A 19,905-nucleotide genomic window follows, 5' to 3' on the forward strand; every position below is an offset into this window, starting at 1 on the left:
AGGGCTTGGGAAGGAGGGGCCGCATGGAACAATGTGAAGAAGCGGTTGGAGGTTAGCGGCTTCATTTTAACTATGTCTCAGCCGTCAGGAGGCTGGCATGCCGCCGCCGGGAGGCTATATCACAATATATGCAATCACTTATTTTCTCAGGATGACATGGTTGTGGGTTCGAACCTCTTCAACCCGCGACTTACGATTACGCTCGGTCTGCTTCCGCCCATAGCAGTCGTGGCATGACCAGCCCATCGGCGATTGCCAGTAGAGCCTTCTGAGATCGCCGTTTTGATTGTCTGTTACTGGGTGGCGGCGCGAACTGGAAAGGCAGATGGAAGACGCCGGTATCCGAAGGTATCTGGACCACGCACGTGCGAGGCTAAGCCTCTCCGACTATATCGGAGAGGTCGACGTATTTTAGGGCTTCTTCTGCTTGCTTGACTCTACAGCCTTGGCCCCGAGCGTAGCCGGCGCTGCGACTGGAGCGGTCTTGTCCTTCTTAGGCTTGCGGACCTCTTTGTTGCTTCTAGCTTGACCCTTAGCCATCGATTCCTCCTAGTTGAGATAACGGCGCATTACTGAGCAGCGCTCGAGGGAATGCAAGCTATATCTCGGCCATCGAGCCGGTAAGTGTCAGGCCGCCACATGGGCCGAGTGGCCTTCTTCGACTGAAGATCGCGATGAAATGATATCGGTCAGTAGTTCCGACCGACACCCCACACCATGAACAAGAACGAGGCCGTAGCGGCAAAAGCTGCGATGGCGAGATTGGTATCCATGATGATCCCCTGTCAATTTGTACGCCCTGAACGCGCCAAGCGACTAGATAGTTCCAAGACCGTTGGGTGCCGACATGCGAGCGCTTCTTCTCATCGATGTTCTTGCCGCCGTCGCGCGTATCGCTGCGGCCCGACGCGTCTCGCCAGTGACTTAGCGGAGCGCGGAATTGGTAGCGGTGCGTCAAGCAACAGGCGGCTGTCTTACGGCCGAGCAGTATACGAGGTGGTGGGATATCGGTGGCTACGCGCCCATCAATGTCGATGTGTTCGCTCAAGACCAATGATCGACGCGACTCTACAGAGGCGATTGCTTGAACGTTCGTAAAACAACAGCTTTTCTGAACGCCGAAATCAGCATGTGGATCCGTGTTGTTGTCGAATTTCGCAGCCGCCATCGCTTTGGCAGTGCGGCACGGACGCGGGAAAGCGGCCGACGCGCAAGCTCACAGACAAAAACGGATAGTTTCGCTTCTCGCGCTGTAGTAGATGAGGCAGCGCGTAGGGCTGGTCGAGCCTGATACCCAACAATTAAATCGTGGTGCGGAGCAGAAGTCCCGCGCTGCGCTCAGAAACAGCTCGGATCAAATGAACTCTCAAAACCACGAACCAAAATCACCAAGCCGGGACACGACCGGCGCTTGGATCAAGATTCTGGCGCAATACCGGCAGCCGCGATTTGGTCGCAGCGTATTTGAGCTCGTGGTAACGGCTGTACCGTTCGCTGCGTTCTGGGCCGGAGCGTGCATCTTCATCATGCAAGGTTCGTGGCTGGGTGCCTTGCTCATTCTGCCTGCTGCAGCTTTCCTATTGCGGCTCTTTATGATCCAGCACGACTGCGGGCACGGCTCGTTCTTCGCGCGGCGAAGGTTGGACACATGGACGGGACGCATAATTGGAGTTCTGACCCTCACGCCCTACGACTACTGGCGGCGAACTCATGCCGAGCACCATGCCTCTGCTGGCAATCTTGACGAACGGGGAGTGGGTGACATCGCCACCCTGACGGTCGACGAATATCACGCCCTCTCTCCGGCAAGGAGACTTGGATACCGCTTCTATAGGCACCCTGTTGTCATGTTCGGCATCGGCCCGGTCTGGGTGTTCCTTCTAAAACAACGGCTGCCGATCGGTATGATGAGAGCCGAATTCTTGCCTTGGGTGTCGACGATGGCAACCAATCTGGCGATCGCGCTCGTCGCTGCACTGACAATATGGTTCGTGGGGCTGGTGCCGTTCCTGTTGGTGCATCTTCCTGTTGTTTTATTGGCGGGAGCTGCCGGCGTTTGGCTGTTTTACGTACAACACCAGTTTGAGGAAACGCATTGGTCAAAGGCCGACGACTGGCAATTTCCTAAAGCCGCTCTCCATGGCGCTTCGCACTATGACCTCCCGCTGGTGCTTCGATGGCTGACGGGGAATATTGGCGTTCACCACATTCATCATCTCGCTAGTCGTATTCCGTACTACCGACTTCCGGAGGTACTGCGCGCTCATCCTGAATTGGCGAGCATTGGCCGCATAACGCTGTGGGAAAGCATTGGGTGCGTCCGACTGGCACTGTGGGATGAACGGCGGGGCCGGCTTGTTTCTTTCCGGGAAGCCCGGAAACTGCTGGCGCATCAATAGCGGTTTCCAGCATGCGGTCGGCGATTTTATTCGCCTCACCACGCTATTTTCAGGCGGCGCGAAAGCGGCGCACATCGGGAGTCGTCCACCGCCTCAAAATCAAAGCCTCAATGAACGGGATCGAAGCTATCGGTTGACTTCCGGCGTAAAGCCGCTATCTATGACTTCATCGATCTTTTGCTTGCCGAGCTTTGTCTACCGCGCGATTGGCACCGCGCTCTATTCGAACCTTCTCTCTCAAAAATAGTCGTATCACCGTCCGCGAAGCGTCGCTTCCGCGGTCCCTCACTCTATGCTTTGAAAGGGTTCATTATGACCACGGGCACAGTAAAATGGTTCAATTCCACAAAGGGCTTCGGCTTCATTCAGCCGGATAACGGCGGCGCTGATGCGTTCGTCCATATCTCCGCCGTCGAGCGTGCGGGAATGCGCGAAATCGTCGAGGGCCAGAAGTTCGGCTATGATCTCGAGCGCGACGCCAAGTCCGGCAAGATGTCTGCCTGCAACCTGCAAGCTGCATGATTGAACGGGCCGTCCCATTGACCACGGATGTACTGGCAATGGGGCAGCGCGTTTGAAGGGCCGGGCAATGTTGTCCGGCCTTTTCGCTTCATAGCCCCGAAACCCAAGGAGGTTTCATGACCCACAGCAAGTCCAGGCAGCAGGCCGAAGCCGCATTCGACCGCGTCCAATCCCAATTCTTCGCACACGGTCAAGCCGTCGAGGAACTTCAGACCGAGGAACAGGCGCGACAAGCTAAGACTCAACGGCTTCGCGAAGCGCGGCTCGCTCGCGACGAGGCACGGGATCAAACTCGCTGAATTAGCTTCCGCCGCGAGTTGCAGTGATGTGGCGCCACGAGAGGCACCCGAGCGATCGTAACACGATCCCATTTTATGGTGTTGCACCTTGTCGCATTCCAGCTATGGTCGCGGACATGAGAGGTCCTATCCATGTCAGAAGAAAAGCAATCACTATCCGTAGTCGTTCGATCCGATGACAAGGGTCATTGGGTGGAATGGAAAAACGACGGCGCCACCGGGTCGCTCGGACCATACCAGAGCGAAAAAATGTCCGCTGACGTGCGGATAGCCAAGGAACGCGAGTTAACTCAAAATGCGGGCCATATCGACGACGCTTGACTACGCGTAGACGGCACCTGAGTGGCGTGATCGCTCGCCTGTCGCCAAAGCCGCTCAGTCCGTCAATAACTCACGGATCATCGTCACGACTTCGGCTGAGACATAGGGCTTTTTGGAGGACGGGCGAGCCTTGGGGGAGCTTCCCGACTTCAGGCGGACGGTAGGCGGATGTCACGATGATTTTGATCGGGGGGCAGCGATCGCGAACAGATGCTGCGAGTTTCAGCCCGTTCATGCTTCCCGGCATGTCTAGGTCCGTGAAAACAAGCGTAATTTCGGTATGCAGTTCAAGGACTTCAATCGCCTCATCTGCAGTGTCAGCTTCGAACACCCCGAAGTCCTCATCACCAGCTTGGCTCCTATCGGCAAGGGACAAGAGGCTCGTCATCGACAACGAGCACGACTACTGGGTCCGTGGGCATGAGAGGCTCGCTTCTCTAAAAAGGTATGCTCCAAGGGCGCGGGTGACACATCAATGATTCGGGAGCATTAGCACCCGTTTCAGATTTCATTGCAATCGGCAGCGGGCGACTAGCGGCGGCGGCCACGCTCCTCTGCTTCATCCTCGAAGCCTGGTGGTTTTGTTTTTACCCAACCGACGAATTTCTGGATCGTGGGGTCTTCGAGAATAGCGGCGATCGTGGAGAACTTCTTTGCCAGCTGCGCGTCCGTGAAGGCTGCATGTATGTGGCTATGGCATATCCGGTGCAACGGCACCTTGATCTTGCCGCCCTTACTCTTTGGAACAAGGTGGTGTTCCTCTATCTGGTCGTGCGGTATCGTCCGCTCGCACAGCGGACAGATGACGGGTTCAGCCTCGGGATCCACCGAGGCGATATCGTCTCTGTACTTTCGTGCCATCTATCAAGTCTTCCCCTCAAATGGTGGACTGCGTCTGTACCGTGTTCGATAGCCTATCATCGCGCTGACAACAACGCCCAGCTTGTTTCAGCAAAACGTTGAGATCGAATCGACCACAGCAGCGTAACGGATCAGATCGCCTTGCTCATGGAGGCGACCGGTGCGATTTCAAACTCGAGTGACAAACACTAGCCCTGATCACGTCAAGGACGGGGTGAATGTCAGAAAATTTGCGATCGATCGTGAGCAAAACAGCGCTCTGCGAAGTCATGGAGCTCATCGCGCTGCAGCGCGCGCATTGTTTTTTTGGCAAGCGCTCTCCGTCTAACGATTGCAACGGCTCCAGATATCTGGGTCGACGGTTCTTCACATCCGATCAACTCCGAAGACGGGGGACAGCTCGGATGCGAAACGCTCCCCACATCCGAGCTCGACGGCTTAGTTCGGATTATGCCGCTTCCCATACTTGATTGAGGATCTTGGCGGCAAGAGCAGCCCCGTCCTGCGGCAGGAAGCGACCTTAGTGCTGTTGCACAACATCGGGCGTGTCCTGGATAGCATAACTCGCCTACTCGTATGATCATGCAAAAATTTCTGCTCTAGTGACACAACGCTTGCAGCGTCGTACCTGATGTTTGGCCAATCGGTGTTTTGCCAGTTCCATCTCATGAGTTATAGCCAGCCTTTCTATAGCGCATAATTATTGCCAAAAATGAGTTGTTGCAGGCCTAGCTATCGCTCAACGCCAAAATCCGCAGCCACACTTCAAGCAGCGGCGACCAACGATGAAATCACGAGATTCTTTTGCGGGGTCTTGCTCGGGATGATAATTCGAACCCTTTGACTGATCATCTCTCATCGCGTTCTCCGTGCCCTTTTCGGCCCGGTTCTTGAGATATTCGCGAGCACGGTCGGCATTGTCCGTGTCCCCTCTCTAAGCATCGCTTCCTTGATTTTTTCTCATCAGTCACGACAGCCTCGTGGTTTATTGGTCGCTGATCGAGGGGAGATGCAAGAAAACTTCCTGCCGCTTCCTGTGATCCAAGGGTTCGACCTGGGTTTGCCAAAATGCCTCGGCCTCGGCCGGGTCATCCCCCCAGGCCCGGACGCTAACGATATTGTCGTCAACTTTTGCAAGACGCCGGCCACCGAGCCGAAGGTACGTCGCTGCTGTCCTGTGTGACGGCGTCTCTATCTCATCGGGCTGCAGCTGTTGTTCGACTTGCTCCCGGGATTGTCCAAGGACCTGAAGGAGTGCGGCATGTTCGGGTTTGCCAACACTTTGCTCGAGAAAGACCGCAAGAGGTATGCGCGTTTGATGCCCACCCGACGGCTCGTTACCGTTGTGGACGACGACAGTCTCTCCGTCGGTGGTGTCCAGAGCCCACCGATCGCCGTTGGCGCTCATCGAAAATTGTTTGGTTTCACGCATAGGTATTGGCCTTCGTTAAAGCGAGGGAGCGGTTACTTGAGCCAGCGCTGGCGGTAAGCTGAGGCGGTCAGCTCAAGAGCCAGGTCTGTACCTTGCTCAACCCCCGCAGGCGCTATTCGTTCCGCGATGCCGGAGGTTAAAGCTCGCTCAAACGGCTGATGACCTTGTCGAGATCATACGGCTTGTTAAAGAATTCCGCGGACGGCGGCAGCTCTATATCGGTTAGCGTCAGGCGCCCCGAAGCAATCAGGATGCCAGCTTGTGGGAACCGGTCGGCGACAACATGCGCGAGATCGAGACCCGACAGTTTCCCTGGCGTCTGGATATCGGTGAACAGCAGATGGATCGTCTGATCGCTGATGATGTCGAGCGCTTCATCCGCCGTGCCTGCCTCAATGACGGAAAACCCTGCGCCCTCGAGCGCATCGATGAGCATAAGTCGAATGAGCGGTTCGTCTTCGACCACAAGAACTGTTCGCATGAACTCCTCCGGTACATCTGACTGCGAAACCCAAAGCAGCGGCTGGAGTTCTGGACTTTTTCTCTGCTACGTCATTGTTTGTGCGCCGGCGAATTATTGGAAAGGCGCAAAAGCCCCCTAGATCAAGCATTGTGTAAAGAACGTTGCGAGGCCGACAACGGAGGTACTGATGGACGGTCGAGGTCCCACTCAATTCGAATGGAATGCCGACGAGCTTCGAAAGGCGATCAAATCGGCGGGGGTGGCGCTCTGGACCTGGATGGTCGAAGACGACACTTTCGTCATGGATGCTAAAGCCTATGACCTGTGGGACATCCCCGTTGAAAAGAACCTAGATTTCGAGCATCTATCCGCGAAAGTCCATCCCGCGGACAGGGATCGCGTCAGGGCTGCATTTGTTGCAGCCAGGGCGATTGACGGCCCCTTCGAGATCGATTTTCGCATTCTGACCAATTCTGAGGAGGTCCGTTGGATATCGGCTCGCGGTCAGGGTAACGAAGGCGATGCAGCAACCAAGAAAATGACCGGGATCTTCCTTGATGTCACTGGGCGTAAGCAGGCAGAAGAGGGCCATGAGCTTCTCGCCGGCGAGATGAGCCACCGCGTCAAAAACCTTCTTGCGCTGGCATCCGGCTTGACCGCAATCACGTCACGATCGACCGAGACTAAGGAGGAGATGGTGCAACAATTGACGCAGCGCCTGACAGCGCTAGGCCGTGCTCACGATCTGGTGCGCCCCTTGCCGAACGGTCAGGGGAGTGCTGCTCTGCTGGGCGATCTCTTCACGGTCATCCTCGCGCCGTACGACGATGTCGGTGCTTTTGCCGGACGCGTTCGCGTTGCCGTGCCGCGGATGGGGCTCGGCCAAAAAGCTGCGACCGGCCTCGCCCTTGTCGTGCACGAGCTGGCGACCAACTCGCTCAAATACGGCGCATTATCGGACGACGTTGGGCTGCTCGATATCTCCGGAAGCAAGATGGATTATGGTGTGGAAATTGTCTGGACGGAGCAGGACGGTCCAAAGGTGACTGCACCGAGCGCCGCGGAGGGATACGGCAGCAAACTGTTAGACCGAACGGTGAGAGGGCAGCTGGGTGGCTCGATTGCCTACAACTGGACGGAAAGCGGCGTCATGGTCACGTTGCGGCTCAAGGAAAGCCACCTTGCAATGTAGACGTCGCCTCTCGTCTGCTCCTCACCGTTGGCTAATGGAAGGTTGGAGAAGCAAAGCCTCGGCGAGGCGGTCCGGAACGCCGGATGGGAAGAGTTTGACACTTGAGCGGTTCGTTAAGCGGCCAGGGATGGACTTCCCCGGCGTGTGACCGGGTAGCGACTTGAAGGCCGTGCGATTCCGTCGAACAGGAGAATACAAGCATGGGTTCGACATCCGACAAAATATTTGGCAAGGCCAATGAGATCGCTGGCAAATCGAAGCAGGGGGTAGGCGATGCCACTGACACTCGCAGCATGGCAGCAAAAGGCGCCGCCCAGGAAGCCAAGGGCGATGCGCAGCAGGCCAAAGGCCATGCGAAAGATGCCGTCAAGAGCATCATCGATAAAACGTGAGCTTGATGTTGGGCAAGCCGATTGTCGGCCCCGCTTTTAGCGGCCCTTTATTTTGGATTTAGCTTGCTGCTTCAGGACCGCAGCTCTTGGTCCTTTCGCGGTAATTCGTCAGACGCCGCTCTCGCGGAGCACAACTCACCTAACGTCTTCAGCGGCAAGCCAAGCGCAATGCAAAAGCCTGGTTCGAGGTCCCATTCGTGCTAAACAGGGGTGTTACACATCGAATGTGTTGTACTGGTTTATCGAGGAATTGCGCCGCATGAGTTGGAAAACACCGAAATTCGAATACGTCAACGGTTACAAGATCGTCGAGATCGATGGCCCAACCTTTAGGGTTTACGAAGGAAGTGATCAGGTCGGCGATGATTTTCCATATTCCGGCGAGGCCGCTGCTTTCGCCAACTCGCTTCCGAAACGAGACAATTCCCGTCCGGCAAAGCTTGGACCGCGCTTTTGAACCTGCATCCTCGCTCAGACCATTGAGTTAAAAGCGTTATTTAAACTTTTTTCATACGAGATGCGACCCATAAAGTCACAACTTATTCGCTAGTCAGCGTTCCGTGAAAAACTAAAAGTTGACATTCCGCCTCTTCCGTCCTACTTCTGTCTCAACGATCTTTTGCTTTCTGAGCTTTGCTTATTGCGCCCTAGCAACCGCGTCTTGGACGAACTTCCCTCTTCAGAACATCGGTTTTACCACTCGCAACGCCGTCTGCGCTGCGATATGTCAACGTTGCTTTGAAAGGGTTCATCATGACCAAAGGCACTGTAAAATGGTTCAATTCCACCAAGGGTTTTGGTTTCATCGAGCCTGACAATGGCGGCGCTGACGCCTTTGTCCATATTTCCGCTGTCGAGCGCCGGTATGCGAGAAATCGCTGAAGGCAAGAAGCTTGGCTACGAGCTTGAGCGCGACATGAAGCCAGGCAAGATGTCCGGCTGCAACTTGCAGGCAGCTTGATCGATATCTGCTTCCCTTTGACCACGGATGTACTGGCACTGCTGGGAGCGCGTTTTCGATCGTGGGCCAGGCACTCTGCCTGGCGTTTTTTGTGGTTCACACGGTAGGCCAGTTAGGATTCTTCAATGACACAACACTATAGTAAATCACGCCAGACGGCGGAGATCGCCTTCGGTAACATTCAAACGCCGTTTTTCGGCAAAAATAACGCGATGGACGAGCTTGAAGCGATGACCCGGTCTCGTGAGGCCAAGACGCATAGATTGCGGGAGGCGAGGCAGGCCAAAGAGTTCGCCGACCAGGCTGCCGCAGCGTCCGCCTTGCTCGCCAAGCGCAGCCTTCTGCGCTGATTGTTCCCCCAAACGTTAGGGTCCCCTTTTGAAAAATGGCAGACAAAACGAACTCGCGGATCGACGATCCGCAGCTGGTAATGCAAGGCATCTCTGCTCAAAGCCTATCAGGCAGCCAAGACAGCGGCGGAGCCACTGAAGGCGGTAAGGCAAGCCCAGCGCATCGTCGTCGTGGAAGCGCGCGATGCCCGCCGCGCTGAACGAGACCGCGTCAAGCAGGAAGAGCTTGCGCTGCTCGATGCCAAGGTGGCCGAAGCAGGCGGCTGCGCTTGAAGCTGCCACGGCCGAGATCCGAGCACACGCAGCGGCTGAGCATAATCGTGTCGCTCGATTGATCGAGGATGAAGCCGCTTGTAGAGCCGAACGAGACAGGCGCTACGCAAATCGCAAGGCGAGACAAGCCTAACGTTTGAGGGCGAGATCTGCCGGCCAAAGGGCAGCACGCGATTGGTACGAGTGCGTCGCGCGACGTTCTCAGCCGAAATGAGACTCATGCCCGATCTTCAGCGACGGCGACCGCGCTCTTCTGCCTCATCCTAGAAGTCTGGTGGTTTTGTCTCTACCCAGCCGACGAACTTCTGGATGGTGGAGACATCAAGGATAGCGGGGGAGAATCTCTTCGCCAACTGTGCGGTATGCTTGTTAATTGTCCTTCGACTAATTCATTTGCTATCGTTCAAGATTAAGCGCAAGTTGCCGGTCTCGGCAGCCATTGAACGGGCGCTGTCGATTGAAGCCCATCCGCTTCGCCCTGACCGAAAGGAGGACGATATGTCTTCCGCGATTGACACCACCAATCTTGCAGTCAAAGACCTCAGCATGCTGAAAGCTGTGCTTTATGGCTACGGCTACAGGGGCGATATTTCGGTATCGCCTGATAATGAGCTCCGTATTGCGGCGAGGCTGATAATCAGGCTCTTCCACCAAGGTTTCCGTGAGCCAGCTCAACTTTCCGACGCGTTGCACCGAAATTTCGATAGGCCAAAGACCCGGCAACATAGCTTTTACTTCTCGGGCATGCATCGGTACGCGGTGCAAGGCATCACACCACTGGCAGAGCGACGGATTCACTGACCTTTCCAGCGAAACGTGGACGGAAGACGGCTGACGAAATTTCGCAACTCTTGAGAGGCCGTCACGCTAAAAGTCGAGGGTCACCAATATCTCGGCCTTGCCCAATTTTCGTATCTGCGGGCCGCAATAACCAGGCCGCGAGATAGCGGCGCCGCAGGGCTCTTTCCTCGTCGGATACTACTTTGAAATGGGACTTGGACGGCACTCGCACTCACCCGCTAGCGTCGGAGCAGACATCTACCGTGGAGGATATGATGACGAAATCTGCGAAGAACGGAATATCGGGACAAGATGCCAAAGCCGGGAGGCCCGGCATAGGTAACAGGCCGGGCAAAGGCGGCGCTGGGGGCGCTGGCGGGAAGTCAGGCCTTGGGGCAGGCGAATGACGAACCAGGTGTGGGGGGACCAGGCAGAGCAATTAGATTCGCTCTTGGCTGGAATATATGAGCAAGTAGTAATTGCCCGGTGCCGGTTCTCTCCTGGGACCAGAACACTGAGCTTTTTGGAGCCTGTTGAGCGCCCCTCTTCGGGCTCTTTTGCGATCTGACCGGCCTTATTGAAGCAGGCTGGAGTGCTCGTCTCTTTACAGAGTTCAGGTTGAAGCTGGAAATTGATGCGACAAGCAGGAGCCGGCATAGTTTTGGTGTTGTCTGTTCATATCGCATCAATTCAGAGACGCTGTTCCAAGGCATTGTTTTCTAGGCTCAGGCATTGAGTTCTCCCCCGAGCCGCCATGACAAATGAGGTTTATAAGAGCTGGCCGAGTTGCTTGGCACTCTCCGCATCAATCACCAAGCCAGTGATGAATCCAGCTTTCAAGATCGCATGGGTCGCATGGACCTTTGCGATGCCCGCCGACAGCAGGATAATATCGCTGTGCGAGAGATCCGAGAGGTTAATTGCAAGCGTGCGCCGGCAGATTTGGGAATCGATGTAGTTTCCGTTTTCGTCGAAGAACAGGCCAAGCGTGTCGCCCACCGCGCCGAGTTCGTTGAGCGCGGCAAGGTCCTCCTTCGACAGATAGCCATAGCGCGATAGGAACGACCCCGAATCGCATTCGCCGACGCTGATGAAGCATGCCTGCGCGCGCATCGCTGTCCTGATGATATCCTGGACAACCCTTTGCTGGATGAAGACTTCCCTGTCCTCCTCACTGTCGGCGATGAAGGGTACGGGAAGATATTTCGCCTGGCCGCCGGTCTTCGAGGCGATCTTTTGCACGACATCGAACGGATTGGCCGAGGCAGATCGCGTCAATGAACCAAGCAGGGAAACGAACTGCACATCGGGTGTATTGACGGGCAGGAATGCGTCGGCCATCGCGCTGATGGTCCGGCCCCAGGCGAGGCCGATGACCGTCTCCTTCGACTGCTCCTGCATCAAAACCGTGCGCAGAAATCTCGCCGCGACCATGCCGACCCCTCGACGGGCGACCGCCTCCTGAACGTCGCGCGATTCACCCCCGGCGTCTTCATCGTCGGATGGCGGTGTGATGTAACAGAACTTCAGATCGAATTTGGTTCTGATGCGCTCCTCGAGCTCCGATTGCGCGGAAAGACGATGATCGATGTCGATCGTCACAATGCCGCTTGTCCGCGCATCCGCGATCAGTCTTGCGACTTTCACGCGCGAAAGCCCCAAGATCGAGGCGATCTCATTCTGTGTTTTTTCAGCGACATAATAGAGCCAGGCAGCTCTCACCATGACGTCGTTTTCGCTTTGGTCCCGTTCGATCATAGCGTGCATCCTTCTCTGTGGACCGGTCTATCATTTGTTCATTCGCTGATCAAAAGTATTTTTTATTTGACTTTTTGTGCAGCGACTGAACAAATGATCATGCTTGAAGGAGCAAGTGAGTTATCTGGGAGGATTTGATGACTGAGACTGACGATCAATCGCCGACGGTCGGGGGCGTATCGCGCCGTGACCTTCTCAAGTGGGGCGGACGTGCCGGCGGCGTCGCCGCCGCTGCCGCCACCATGCCCAATATGGCTGAATTCCTGCTCGGCTCGACGCCGGCATTCGCGGCCGACAAGCCGCTCAATATCGCCGTCATCGGCCAGCAGATGTCCGCCCAGTCCGATCAGCGCGCCTGGGAAGGTATGCAGACCTGGATGAAGGGGATGGGCGTCGACAAGACCTGGAAGATGAACCTGACGGATGCCAAGGGCGATCCCGGCAAGCTTGTCTCGCAAATCCAGGATGCCGTGACCGCCAAGGTCGATGCCATCATCGTCCTCTTCGCGACGCTGACGGCGGCCCATGCCGCCCTCGACACCGTCAAGACCTCGGGAATCCCCTTCTTCAGCATCGATTCTGGATGGCAGGACCCGGCGATCGCCGACCTGACCAGCAACAACTATATTCTCGGCGGCGCGCCGTCGCAGTATATGGCCGACCGCCTGCTTGGCGCTGGCAAGAGCAAGGCCAAGATCGCCTCGATCATCGCCAACTTCCACCACGGCACGCGCAAGCGCGGCAAGGTTCTCGAGGTTTTGCTGTCGGAAAACAGCTGGATCGAACAGGTCGACTCCCGCGTCATCCAGTATGACGGCTTCTATGAAAAGACCCAGAACATCGTCAACGACTGGCTGACCCGCTACGGGGACGAGCTCGATTGCATCTGGTGCCCATGGGATGAACCGGCGATGGCCGCCTCCGAGGCGATCGTTGCCAAGGGCCTGCAGGACAAGATCTTCGTCGTCGGCGCCGATGGCCATCCGACCGCGCTTCAGAGAATGCGCGATGGCGGCGCCAAGTGGCCGCAGAAGGCCACCAGCGCCCAAGCTTTCGAACTCTGGGGCGCCTATTGCGGCTGGCTCGTCAACGAGATCGTCGGCAAGGGCGGCGATGCCAAGAAACTCGTTCCGGTTCCGATCGTCGAGTTCCCGACCCCGCTGCTCGTCAGCGAAGTCAACGTCCCCGGCAAGGACGACCAGCCCTGGTCGGCAACCGACCTCTACTACCTGTACCAGGACCGCGTGCTCAAGGGCATGAAAGGCTGACCTCCCAAGCCGGCCGGCAGCCTCGGCTGCCGGCCCCTGTTCCAGCCTTGGATCAATAAAAGCGACGTACCATGAGTGAAGAACTTTTGCGGGTCGAAGCCGTTTCGAAGGCTTTCGGCGGTGTGCAGGTATTGCAAAATGTCAGCCTCTCGCTGAAAGGCGGCGAAGTCCTGGCGCTGGTCGGTGCCAACGGCGCTGGCAAGTCGACGCTGATCAAGGTGATCTGCGGTGCGCATCCGGCCGACCGGGGCGCGATCTATATCGACGGACAGAAGCAATCCTACAGGACCGTGCGCGATGCGGTCGCTTCCGGCGTGTCCGTCGCGCACCAGCACAACATGACGATCTCGCGCCTGACCGGCGCTCAGAACATTGAGCTCGGCCGTGAGCCGACACGCTTCGGCCTGATCGACAAGCGCGAGCTTCGCCGGCGCGCGGAAGCGCTATGGCGGGCTTTCGACGTCGATATCGATATCGATGTGGAATGCGGAGACCTGGGCCCCGGCGAGCAGAAGATCGTCGATATCCTGAAAGCGCTGGCGACGAACCCGCGCATCCTGATCCTCGATGAGCCGACTGCGACGCTGACGCTCGGCGAAAGCAAGCGACTGTTCGCCTTCATTGATCAACTGCGGGCGAAGAATATCGGCGTGATCTTCATCTCGCACCACCTTCAGGAAGTTCTCGAGCACTGCGACAGCGTCGTCGTTCTCAAGGACGGACGGTTGGTTCATCAGGGCGTCGTCGATGAAAATCTGACGCGCGAGGACATCGTACAGATGATGATCGGCCGTAGCGTCGTGCGGGAAAAGCGCGCTTCTTCCGCCGTTGCCGGCGACACCGTCATTTCCGTTGATAGCCTCAAGGTCGCCAATCTGCATGTCGGTCACTTCGAGGCGAACCGCGGCGAAGTTGTCGGCATCGCCGGGCTGATCGGGGCAGGGCAAACCGAGTTTCTTCAGTGTCTTGCCGGCGCCCGTCGTCCGGCCGAGACGGGGAGCGTCAAGCTCTTCGATAAGACCGGGCTGCCGAGAACCGTGGGTGACGCGGTCGTGAGCGGCATCTACTCCGTGCCCGCCGATCGTATCAACACGGCGATGTTCGGTGCGCTGACGGTCGAGGAAAATCTTTCGTCCGCATCGTTGGCCGGGCTGTCGTCGCGAGGTTTCATGTCCAGCCGGATGGCGAAGGCACGGGCCGGCGAGCTCATCTCGGCGCTGGCGATCAAATGCGCCGGACAGGGCCAGAAGGTCCAGGAACTGTCGGGCGGCAACCAGCAGAAGGTTTCTTTCGCGCGCTGGCTGTCGCGGCCGGGCCTGAGCGAGGCCAGCCTGAAGAACCAGATCTTCCTGCTCGACAATCCGACCGAGGGCGTCGACGTCGGCGCCAAGGCGGAGTTCTACGATCTGATCGGACGTCTCGCCAGGCGCGGCGGCACGGTGATCGTCACCAGCGCCGAATTCACCGAACTGATCGCCATCTGCGATCGCATCTATTGCATCTCGGACAGCACGCTTCGTGATCATTTCCCGGCGGCGGAAATGACCGAAGAGGCCCTGCTCTTGAAAACCAATTGAAGGACAGACGACAGTGAGAGAGAGCTCTATCAAGGTTCAGGGGCCACGCCCGATAAACTGGATCGACTTCGCAAGCCGCTACGGCACCGTCTTCGCCGCGCTGGTGATCTTCGTCGTCTTTTCTATCTTTAGTCCACGCTTTCTCAGCGCCAACAATCTGAGCAACGTCCTCATCCAGATCTCGGCATTGACCGTCGTCGCGAGCGCGCTCACCGTCGCTGTCGTCAGCGGCGAGTTCGACTTGTCGGTCGGACAGGTCGCCGGTTTGTCCTCCATGCTCATCGCGGGCCTGCTCGTCTTGAACAACCAGCCGGTTGTCGTGGCGATCCCGCTATCGATCCTGGCAGGTCTTATCATCGGTATCGTCAACGGTTTCCTGGTGACAAAACTGCGCATACCCTCGCTGATCGCGACGCTCGGGATGGGACCCATCGCGCTCGGCATCAACTACGCCTATAGCGGCGGCGACTCCATCTACGCCCAGATGCCGGACTCTTTCTACTACCTGTCGACCGGCCGCATCCTTGGGTTCCTGCCCGTGCCGGTGCTGATCGCGATCATCGTCGTCATCGTCGTCCATACGCTGATCAACAAGACCCGCTACGGACGCGCCACGGTTGCGACCGGAACCAACATCGTTGCCGCGCGCCTCTCGGGCATCAACGTCAATCGCTGCCGCCAGATCGCTCTGATGATCTCCGCGACAGGTGCCTCTGTCGCCGGCGTGATGCTGACCGCACGCCTCGGCACCGGCCAGCCGGGCGCGGGTGAACCATACCTCATGGACGCGCTGACGGCTGTCTTCATCGGCATGACTTGTTTCCGTCCGGGCAGGGCGTCCGTCGAAGGCACGATCATCGGCGTGATCATCATCGGGATGCTCGACAACGGTCTCAACCTGCTGGGCGCACCCTTCTACCTCCAGAACATCGTTCGCGGTGTCGTGATGATCGCGGCGGTGGCCCTTGCGGTGCTGCGTGGCGAAATCCGCTTTTTCTAAAAGGATCATATTGTGTCTCAGGATCAAAATCAGCTGAAGGCCGCGGCCGGCGGTTCCACACCGACATCCGACGCACAGCCGAAGCGCAACAGCCAGCTCGTCGATCTCTATCGCGTCATGCGGCGCATCCGCACCTTCGAGGAGCGTGTCGGGGAGCTCTTCATTCGCGGCCAGTCGGCCGGCTCCATGCTTCATCTGTCGATCGGTGAGGAATCGAGCGCGGCCGGTGTCTGTGCCGCCATGCAGCCGCAGGATACCTTCACCACGCATCACCGCGGGCACGGTATCTTTCTGGCTCGCGGCGCCGACCCCAAGCAGATGATGGCCGAAATCGGCGGCAAGGAGACTGGCTACTGCAAGGGTAAGGGCGGTTCCATGCATATCGCCGACATGGCGCTTGGCCATCTTGGCGCCAATGCCATCGTCGGTGGCGGCATCCCTGCCGTCGTCGGTGCCGGCCTGTCAAGCAAGCATCTCAAGCAGAACTCCGTTTCGGTTGCATTCTTCGGCGACGGCGCCATGCAACAGGGCATCCTCTACGAGAGCATGAACATGGCCGCCCTCTGGGGGCTTCCGGTGTTCTTTGTCTGCGTCAACAACCAATACGGAATGGGTACGCGGATCGATCAGGCAACGAAAAGCAGCCGGTTCGACGAGCGCGCCAAGGCCTTCGGTCTCAATGGCGCCGTGGTCAACGGCCATGATGTGGAAGAAGTCGAGGCGGCGGCCCGCGGGCTCATGGACGACGCCCGCGCCGGCAAGCCCGGTTTCCTCTCGGTCGAGGTCTACAGGTTCTTCGGCCATGCGCGCATGGACAAGAGCCCATACCGCGCCGAGGCCGAGGAGATCGAGGGGCGCAAGAAAGATCCGGTGCTGTTTGCCCGTGAGAAGCTGATCGCCCAGAAACTCGAAACGGAAAGCGTGCTCGACGCGATGGACAAGGAGATTGTCGCCGAAATGGACGCGACGATCGACTTCACGGTCGAATCCAAGGCGCCTCCACTCACCTCCATGTTCCGAGACGTCTATGCGGTCGGCGAGCCGGAGCCGGAACCCGTTAGCGTCCGGATCGACCGTGTTCTTGCCAGGGATGATGCATGATGACCTCGACCACCTACAGAGATGCGCTGCGCAAGGCGCTGGACGACGCGATGACCGAAGACGAGACCATCGTCGTCATCGGTGAAGAGGTCGGACGTTATGGCGGCGCTTATGGTGTCACCAAGGACTTGATCAAGACACATGGACCGGAGCGGCTGATCGACACGCCGATCTCCGAACCTGCCATCATCGGCGCGGCCGTGGGTGCCGCGATGACCGGCCTGCGGCCCGTTGCCGAGCTGATGTATATCGACTTCCTCGGCATGACCATGGATCAGCTGGCCAACCAGGCTGCAAAGATCCGCTACATGTTCGGCGGCCAGATTGGTGTGCCCATGGTGCTGCGCACCCAGGGTGGCACCGGCCGTTCCGCAGGCGCGCAGCATTCGCAGAGCCTTGAGGCCTGGGTCATGCATACGCCGGGATTGCGGCTCGCCATGCCTGCGACCGCGGCCGATGCCTATCATCTGCTGCGCCAGAGCCTCACCAAGCCCGACCCAGTCGTTTTCATTGAGCACAAGTCGCTCTACACCCGCAAGGAAGAGGTCGATTTCGAGGCCGAGGCCCTACCATGGGGCAAGGCGGCCGTACGCCGCACCGGTGACGACCTCGTCATCATCACCTATTCGCGTCAGGTCTTCTATGCACTGGAAGCGGCCGATGCGCTGGCGAAGAAGGGGATCGAGGTCACGGTCATCGATCTCAGAACCCTCAATCCGCTCGATTTCGATACCGTGCGCGAGCATGTCGAGCGCGTCGGCAAGGCGATGGTGGTCTCCGAGGGCGTGATGACATCGGGTGTCGCGGCGGAACTGGCCGCACGCATTTCGGAAGAATGCTTCGATTTCCTGGAGCAGCCCGTCGTGCGCGTGGCCGGCGAGGACATTCCGATCTCGGTGTCGCAGGAACTCGAATCCGGCAGCGTACCGTCGCCGCGCAGCATCGCCGATATCGCGGAGCGCATGTTGTCATGACGATCCGGGTTCTCAAGATGCCCCGGCTCGGGGAAACCATGGACGAGGGCAAGGTCGTCGGCTGGCTGGTGAAGCCCGGCGACAGCTTCCAGCGCGGTGATTCGATCATCGAGATCGAGACCGACAAGACGATCGCGGAGTTTCCCGCCCTCGGCGATGGCCGTCTGGAGGAGATTCTGGTCTCGATCGGCGATGTCATCGAGGTCGGCAAGCCGCTTGCCAGGATCGATATCGGCACCGGCCCGGACTGGACGGCCGACGAGGGTGCGGAGGCCATGCCGGCGGATGAAGCCGCGGCTGCATCCGCCATGGAAACACCCGCGGCCGCCTTCACGGAAACCGACCTTGCCATGCCGCGTCTCGGCGAAACCATGGAAGAGGGCCGCGTCGTGAAGTGGCTGAAGGCGCCGGGTGACAGCTTTGCTCGCGGCGAAGCGATCATCGAGATCGAGACCGACAAGACGATCGCCGAGTTTCCGGCGCTGACGGATGGCCGACTCGTCTCGATCCTGCGCGATGATGGCGAGATGGTGACCGTGGGCGACCCGATCGCCCGCATCGAGGTCCCGGGCGAGTCGATTGCCGTTGATGAGGCCGCCGCTCGACCAGCTGGCCCCACCCACGGGCAAGCGGTGACGAATGCGCCCCCCGTCAGGAAACCGGGTGTTACGCGGTCCGATGGCCGCGTGCGCGCAACACCGCTTGCCCGTCGTCTTGCCAGACGGCACGGTCTTAATGTCGAAACGCTTGTCGGCACCGGCCGTCGCGGTCGAATCGAAAAGGCTGATGTTCTGGCTGTTGTCGAAGGCGGCATTGCGCCTGCCGCGTCACCTGCCGACGTTCAATTCGCGACACTCGCGTGCGGCTGCCTGGCCTATCTCGACAGCGGCAAGGGCGAGGGCAACCCGATCCTTCTGGTTCACGGGTTTGCCGGCGACAGGACTACTTGGGCCGCGGTTGCTGCCGGCCTCAAGCGGGCAGGGCGACGTGTCATCGTGGTGGATCTTCCCGGCCACGGGCTGACCAACAGCGTCGCCAACGCGGCCACGGATCTCTCCGCCGATCTTCCGGCCTTCCTCGATGCACTCAAGCTTTCGAAGGTGGAGATCGTCGCCCATTCGCTCGGCGCCGTCGCCGCACTCGGCCTCGCAACGGCAGCGCCCGGGAAAGTCGCATCGATCTCGCTGATCGCACCGGCCGGTCTCGGCTCAGATATCGACGGGCACTTCGTTCATGGAATGGCGTCGGCGAAAACGGGCGGCGAAGTCGCGCATCTCCTACGGCGTCTCTCGGTGCACGGCGTCGATCTGTCGGAGGCGGCCTTGAATGGTCTGGCCGCCTCGCTTTCGAAGGGACGGCTCGTCTCGCTGGCTGAGGCGATCGCGGGCCCGTCCGGGCAGAAGGTCGACAGTCTCGCGGCGATTGAGAGACTATCGGCGGAGCTGCCGGTGCGCGTGCTCTTCGGTCTCGAAGACCGGATCATCCCCTGGAAGCAAGTTCTTTCGCTGCCGCCGCGCGTCGCGGTGCATCTGCTCGCCCGTTCCGGCCACATGCCGCAGTGGGATCAGACCAAGGAAGTGCTCGAAATTCTCCTGTCGCGAGGGACCAAGGCATGACCGACATCAAGGAAAAGGTGAAAGACGCCCAGCGGCGCATCGCAACGCTCGCCAAGGCAAGCCCCGAGCTTTTCGGCGGCTTCTCAAGAGTGAGCAAGGTTGCCGCCAGCGCCGGAAGTTTCAGCTCGGCCCAGAAGGAACTGATGGCGGTCGCGATTGCGGTGTCGAAGGGATGCGAGGATTGCATTCTCTACCACATCGACGCGGCCATGAAGCACGGCGCGAAGGAAAACGAACTCATCGAGGCGCTCGACGTGGCGATCGAGATGGGTGGCGGTCCGGCCGTAATGTACGGCGCGAAAGCAATGGAAATCATGCGCGCGCTGCAGTAGCGCTATGACGCGCCAGCCGGGAGGGCCGGCGCGG

21 protein-coding genes and 2 pseudogenes are annotated in these 19,905 nt (G+C 58.5%); 18 read left to right on the forward strand and 5 right to left on the reverse strand.

Features of this window, described 5'->3' with window-relative positions:
• Window positions 1-1,358 precede the first annotated feature (1,358 nt).
• The 4 genes from ACVTFQ_RS29680 (at window position 1,359) to ACVTFQ_RS29695 (ending at window position 3,541) form a co-directional block, all read left to right on the forward strand.
• Complete coding sequence (locus tag ACVTFQ_RS29680; protein WP_111565395.1) at window positions 1,359-2,399, forward strand: fatty acid desaturase; 1,041 nt, start codon at window positions 1,359-1,361, stop codon at window positions 2,397-2,399.
• Window positions 2,400-2,711: 312 nt separating this feature from the next.
• The gene (locus tag ACVTFQ_RS29685; protein WP_470424406.1) at window positions 2,712-2,921 is read left to right on the forward strand and encodes a cold-shock protein; all 210 of its coding nucleotides are present in this window, start codon (window positions 2,712-2,714) and stop codon (window positions 2,919-2,921) included.
• A 116-nt stretch (window positions 2,922-3,037) separates the two neighbouring features.
• Window positions 3,038-3,220: a hypothetical protein gene (locus tag ACVTFQ_RS29690; RefSeq protein ID WP_470424407.1), complete on the forward strand. Its 183-nt coding sequence runs from the start codon at window positions 3,038-3,040 to the stop codon at window positions 3,218-3,220.
• A 132-nt stretch (window positions 3,221-3,352) separates the two neighbouring features.
• Window positions 3,353-3,541: a hypothetical protein gene (locus tag ACVTFQ_RS29695; RefSeq protein ID WP_470424408.1), complete on the forward strand. Its 189-nt coding sequence runs from the start codon at window positions 3,353-3,355 to the stop codon at window positions 3,539-3,541.
• Between the two features lie 70 nt (window positions 3,542-3,611).
• On the opposite strand, the gene ACVTFQ_RS29700 is transcribed toward ACVTFQ_RS29695, so the two are convergent.
• The 4 genes from ACVTFQ_RS29700 to ACVTFQ_RS29715 form a co-directional block, all read right to left on the reverse strand.
• A complete protein-coding gene (locus ACVTFQ_RS29700) occupies window positions 3,612-3,929 on the reverse strand; it encodes a response regulator (RefSeq protein WP_470424631.1) in 318 nt (105 codons plus the stop codon).
• A 143-nt stretch (window positions 3,930-4,072) separates the two neighbouring features.
• The gene (locus ACVTFQ_RS29705) at window positions 4,073-4,402 is read right to left on the reverse strand and encodes an HNH endonuclease (RefSeq protein ID WP_111564810.1); all 330 of its coding nucleotides are present in this window, start codon (window positions 4,400-4,402) and stop codon (window positions 4,073-4,075) included.
• Window positions 4,403-5,387: 985 nt separating this feature from the next.
• Window positions 5,388-5,834, reverse strand: a complete 447-nt coding sequence (locus tag ACVTFQ_RS29710) for a hypothetical protein (protein ID WP_470424409.1) — start codon at window positions 5,832-5,834, stop codon at window positions 5,388-5,390.
• Between the two features lie 136 nt (window positions 5,835-5,970).
• On the reverse strand, window positions 5,971-6,315 hold the full coding sequence (locus ACVTFQ_RS29715; RefSeq protein WP_470424410.1) for a response regulator: 345 nt from the start codon (window positions 6,313-6,315) through the stop codon (window positions 5,971-5,973).
• 169 nt (window positions 6,316-6,484) lie between these two features.
• Here ACVTFQ_RS29715 and ACVTFQ_RS29720 point away from each other — a divergent pair, with 169 nt between their 5' ends.
• The 7 genes and pseudogenes from ACVTFQ_RS29720 to ACVTFQ_RS29750 all read left to right on the forward strand — a co-directional run bounded on the left by ACVTFQ_RS29720 (window position 6,485) and on the right by ACVTFQ_RS29750 (window position 10,266).
• Window positions 6,485-7,489, forward strand: a complete 1,005-nt coding sequence (locus ACVTFQ_RS29720) for a sensor histidine kinase (RefSeq protein ID WP_470424411.1) — start codon at window positions 6,485-6,487, stop codon at window positions 7,487-7,489.
• Window positions 7,490-7,689: 200 nt separating this feature from the next.
• Window positions 7,690-7,881, forward strand: coding sequence for a CsbD family protein (locus ACVTFQ_RS29725; protein ID WP_470424412.1), 192 nt, complete (start codon window positions 7,690-7,692; stop codon window positions 7,879-7,881).
• A 259-nt stretch (window positions 7,882-8,140) separates the two neighbouring features.
• Window positions 8,141-8,338, forward strand: a complete 198-nt coding sequence (locus ACVTFQ_RS29730) for a hypothetical protein (protein WP_111564807.1) — start codon at window positions 8,141-8,143, stop codon at window positions 8,336-8,338.
• Between the two features lie 296 nt (window positions 8,339-8,634).
• Window positions 8,635-8,842: pseudogene (locus ACVTFQ_RS29735) on the forward strand (cold-shock protein).
• Window positions 8,843-8,967: 125 nt separating this feature from the next.
• Window positions 8,968-9,192 carry a hypothetical protein gene (locus ACVTFQ_RS29740; RefSeq protein ID WP_470424413.1) on the forward strand — a complete coding sequence of 75 codons (225 nt, stop codon included), beginning with the start codon at window positions 8,968-8,970 and terminating at the stop codon, window positions 9,190-9,192.
• A 28-nt stretch (window positions 9,193-9,220) separates the two neighbouring features.
• Window positions 9,221-9,598, forward strand: a pseudogene (locus ACVTFQ_RS29745) (DUF6481 family protein).
• A 176-nt stretch (window positions 9,599-9,774) separates the two neighbouring features.
• Complete coding sequence (locus ACVTFQ_RS29750; protein WP_470424414.1) at window positions 9,775-10,266, forward strand: hypothetical protein; 492 nt, start codon at window positions 9,775-9,777, stop codon at window positions 10,264-10,266.
• Between the two features lie 747 nt (window positions 10,267-11,013).
• Here ACVTFQ_RS29750 and ACVTFQ_RS29755 read toward each other — a convergent pair.
• Window positions 11,014-12,003: a sugar-binding transcriptional regulator gene (locus ACVTFQ_RS29755; RefSeq protein ID WP_181459341.1), complete on the reverse strand. Its 990-nt coding sequence runs from the start codon at window positions 12,001-12,003 to the stop codon at window positions 11,014-11,016.
• 137 nt (window positions 12,004-12,140) lie between these two features.
• On the opposite strand from ACVTFQ_RS29755, the gene ACVTFQ_RS29760 reads away from it, so the two are divergent.
• From ACVTFQ_RS29760 to ACVTFQ_RS29790, 7 genes are all read left to right on the forward strand, one after another.
• Window positions 12,141-13,271: a sugar ABC transporter substrate-binding protein gene (locus tag ACVTFQ_RS29760; RefSeq protein ID WP_111564803.1), complete on the forward strand. Its 1,131-nt coding sequence runs from the start codon at window positions 12,141-12,143 to the stop codon at window positions 13,269-13,271.
• A gap of 71 nt (window positions 13,272-13,342) precedes the next feature.
• The gene (locus ACVTFQ_RS29765; RefSeq protein ID WP_470424415.1) at window positions 13,343-14,848 is read left to right on the forward strand and encodes a sugar ABC transporter ATP-binding protein; all 1,506 of its coding nucleotides are present in this window, start codon (window positions 13,343-13,345) and stop codon (window positions 14,846-14,848) included.
• A 13-nt stretch (window positions 14,849-14,861) separates the two neighbouring features.
• Window positions 14,862-15,848, forward strand: coding sequence for an ABC transporter permease (locus tag ACVTFQ_RS29770; protein ID WP_470424416.1), 987 nt, complete (start codon window positions 14,862-14,864; stop codon window positions 15,846-15,848).
• A 12-nt stretch (window positions 15,849-15,860) separates the two neighbouring features.
• Entirely contained in the window at window positions 15,861-16,949 is a 1,089-nt protein-coding gene (locus ACVTFQ_RS29775; RefSeq protein WP_470424417.1) for a thiamine pyrophosphate-dependent dehydrogenase E1 component subunit alpha, read from the forward strand.
• Window positions 16,946-17,923 carry a pyruvate dehydrogenase complex E1 component subunit beta gene (locus tag ACVTFQ_RS29780; RefSeq protein ID WP_111564800.1) on the forward strand — a complete coding sequence of 326 codons (978 nt, stop codon included), beginning with the start codon at window positions 16,946-16,948 and terminating at the stop codon, window positions 17,921-17,923. Before ACVTFQ_RS29775 ends, ACVTFQ_RS29780 begins: the two co-directional genes overlap by 4 nt.
• On the forward strand, window positions 17,920-19,539 hold the full coding sequence (locus ACVTFQ_RS29785) for an acetoin dehydrogenase dihydrolipoyllysine-residue acetyltransferase subunit (RefSeq protein WP_470424418.1): 1,620 nt from the start codon (window positions 17,920-17,922) through the stop codon (window positions 19,537-19,539). The genes ACVTFQ_RS29780 and ACVTFQ_RS29785 overlap by 4 nt, the downstream gene beginning before the upstream one ends.
• Complete coding sequence (locus tag ACVTFQ_RS29790; RefSeq protein ID WP_470424419.1) at window positions 19,536-19,871, forward strand: carboxymuconolactone decarboxylase family protein; 336 nt, start codon at window positions 19,536-19,538, stop codon at window positions 19,869-19,871. The genes ACVTFQ_RS29785 and ACVTFQ_RS29790 overlap by 4 nt, the downstream gene beginning before the upstream one ends.
• Window positions 19,872-19,905: the final 34 nt, after the last annotated feature.

It is taken from the genome of Rhizobium sp. O111, assembly GCF_055616315.1.

Coding starts and splice junctions, on each gene's coding strand:
- ACVTFQ_RS29695 (WP_470424408.1), top strand. CDS start 3,353: ATGTCAGAAGAAAAGCAATCACTATCCGTAGTCGTTCGATCCGATGAC.
- ACVTFQ_RS29710 (WP_470424409.1), bottom strand. CDS start 5,834: ATGCGTGAAACCAAACAATTTTCGATGAGCGCCAACGGCGATCGGTGG.
- ACVTFQ_RS29740 (WP_470424413.1), top strand. CDS start 8,968: ATGACACAACACTATAGTAAATCACGCCAGACGGCGGAGATCGCCTTC.
- ACVTFQ_RS29685 (WP_470424406.1), top strand. CDS start 2,712: ATGACCACGGGCACAGTAAAATGGTTCAATTCCACAAAGGGCTTCGGC.
- ACVTFQ_RS29680 (WP_111565395.1), top strand. CDS start 1,359: ATGAACTCTCAAAACCACGAACCAAAATCACCAAGCCGGGACACGACC.
- ACVTFQ_RS29730 (WP_111564807.1), top strand. CDS start 8,141: ATGAGTTGGAAAACACCGAAATTCGAATACGTCAACGGTTACAAGATC.
- ACVTFQ_RS29760 (WP_111564803.1), top strand. CDS start 12,141: ATGACTGAGACTGACGATCAATCGCCGACGGTCGGGGGCGTATCGCGC.
- ACVTFQ_RS29785 (WP_470424418.1), top strand. CDS start 17,920: ATGACGATCCGGGTTCTCAAGATGCCCCGGCTCGGGGAAACCATGGAC.
- ACVTFQ_RS29700 (WP_470424631.1), bottom strand. CDS start 3,929: ATGACGAGCCTCTTGTCCCTTGCCGATAGGAGCCAAGCTGGTGATGAG.
- ACVTFQ_RS29720 (WP_470424411.1), top strand. CDS start 6,485: ATGGACGGTCGAGGTCCCACTCAATTCGAATGGAATGCCGACGAGCTT.
- ACVTFQ_RS29765 (WP_470424415.1), top strand. CDS start 13,343: ATGAGTGAAGAACTTTTGCGGGTCGAAGCCGTTTCGAAGGCTTTCGGC.
- ACVTFQ_RS29750 (WP_470424414.1), top strand. CDS start 9,775: ATGGTGGAGACATCAAGGATAGCGGGGGAGAATCTCTTCGCCAACTGT.
- ACVTFQ_RS29705 (WP_111564810.1), bottom strand. CDS start 4,402: ATGGCACGAAAGTACAGAGACGATATCGCCTCGGTGGATCCCGAGGCT.
- ACVTFQ_RS29715 (WP_470424410.1), bottom strand. CDS start 6,315: ATGCGAACAGTTCTTGTGGTCGAAGACGAACCGCTCATTCGACTTATG.
- ACVTFQ_RS29725 (WP_470424412.1), top strand. CDS start 7,690: ATGGGTTCGACATCCGACAAAATATTTGGCAAGGCCAATGAGATCGCT.
- ACVTFQ_RS29690 (WP_470424407.1), top strand. CDS start 3,038: ATGACCCACAGCAAGTCCAGGCAGCAGGCCGAAGCCGCATTCGACCGC.
- ACVTFQ_RS29755 (WP_181459341.1), bottom strand. CDS start 12,003: ATGATCGAACGGGACCAAAGCGAAAACGACGTCATGGTGAGAGCTGCC.
- ACVTFQ_RS29790 (WP_470424419.1), top strand. CDS start 19,536: ATGACCGACATCAAGGAAAAGGTGAAAGACGCCCAGCGGCGCATCGCA.
- ACVTFQ_RS29780 (WP_111564800.1), top strand. CDS start 16,946: ATGATGACCTCGACCACCTACAGAGATGCGCTGCGCAAGGCGCTGGAC.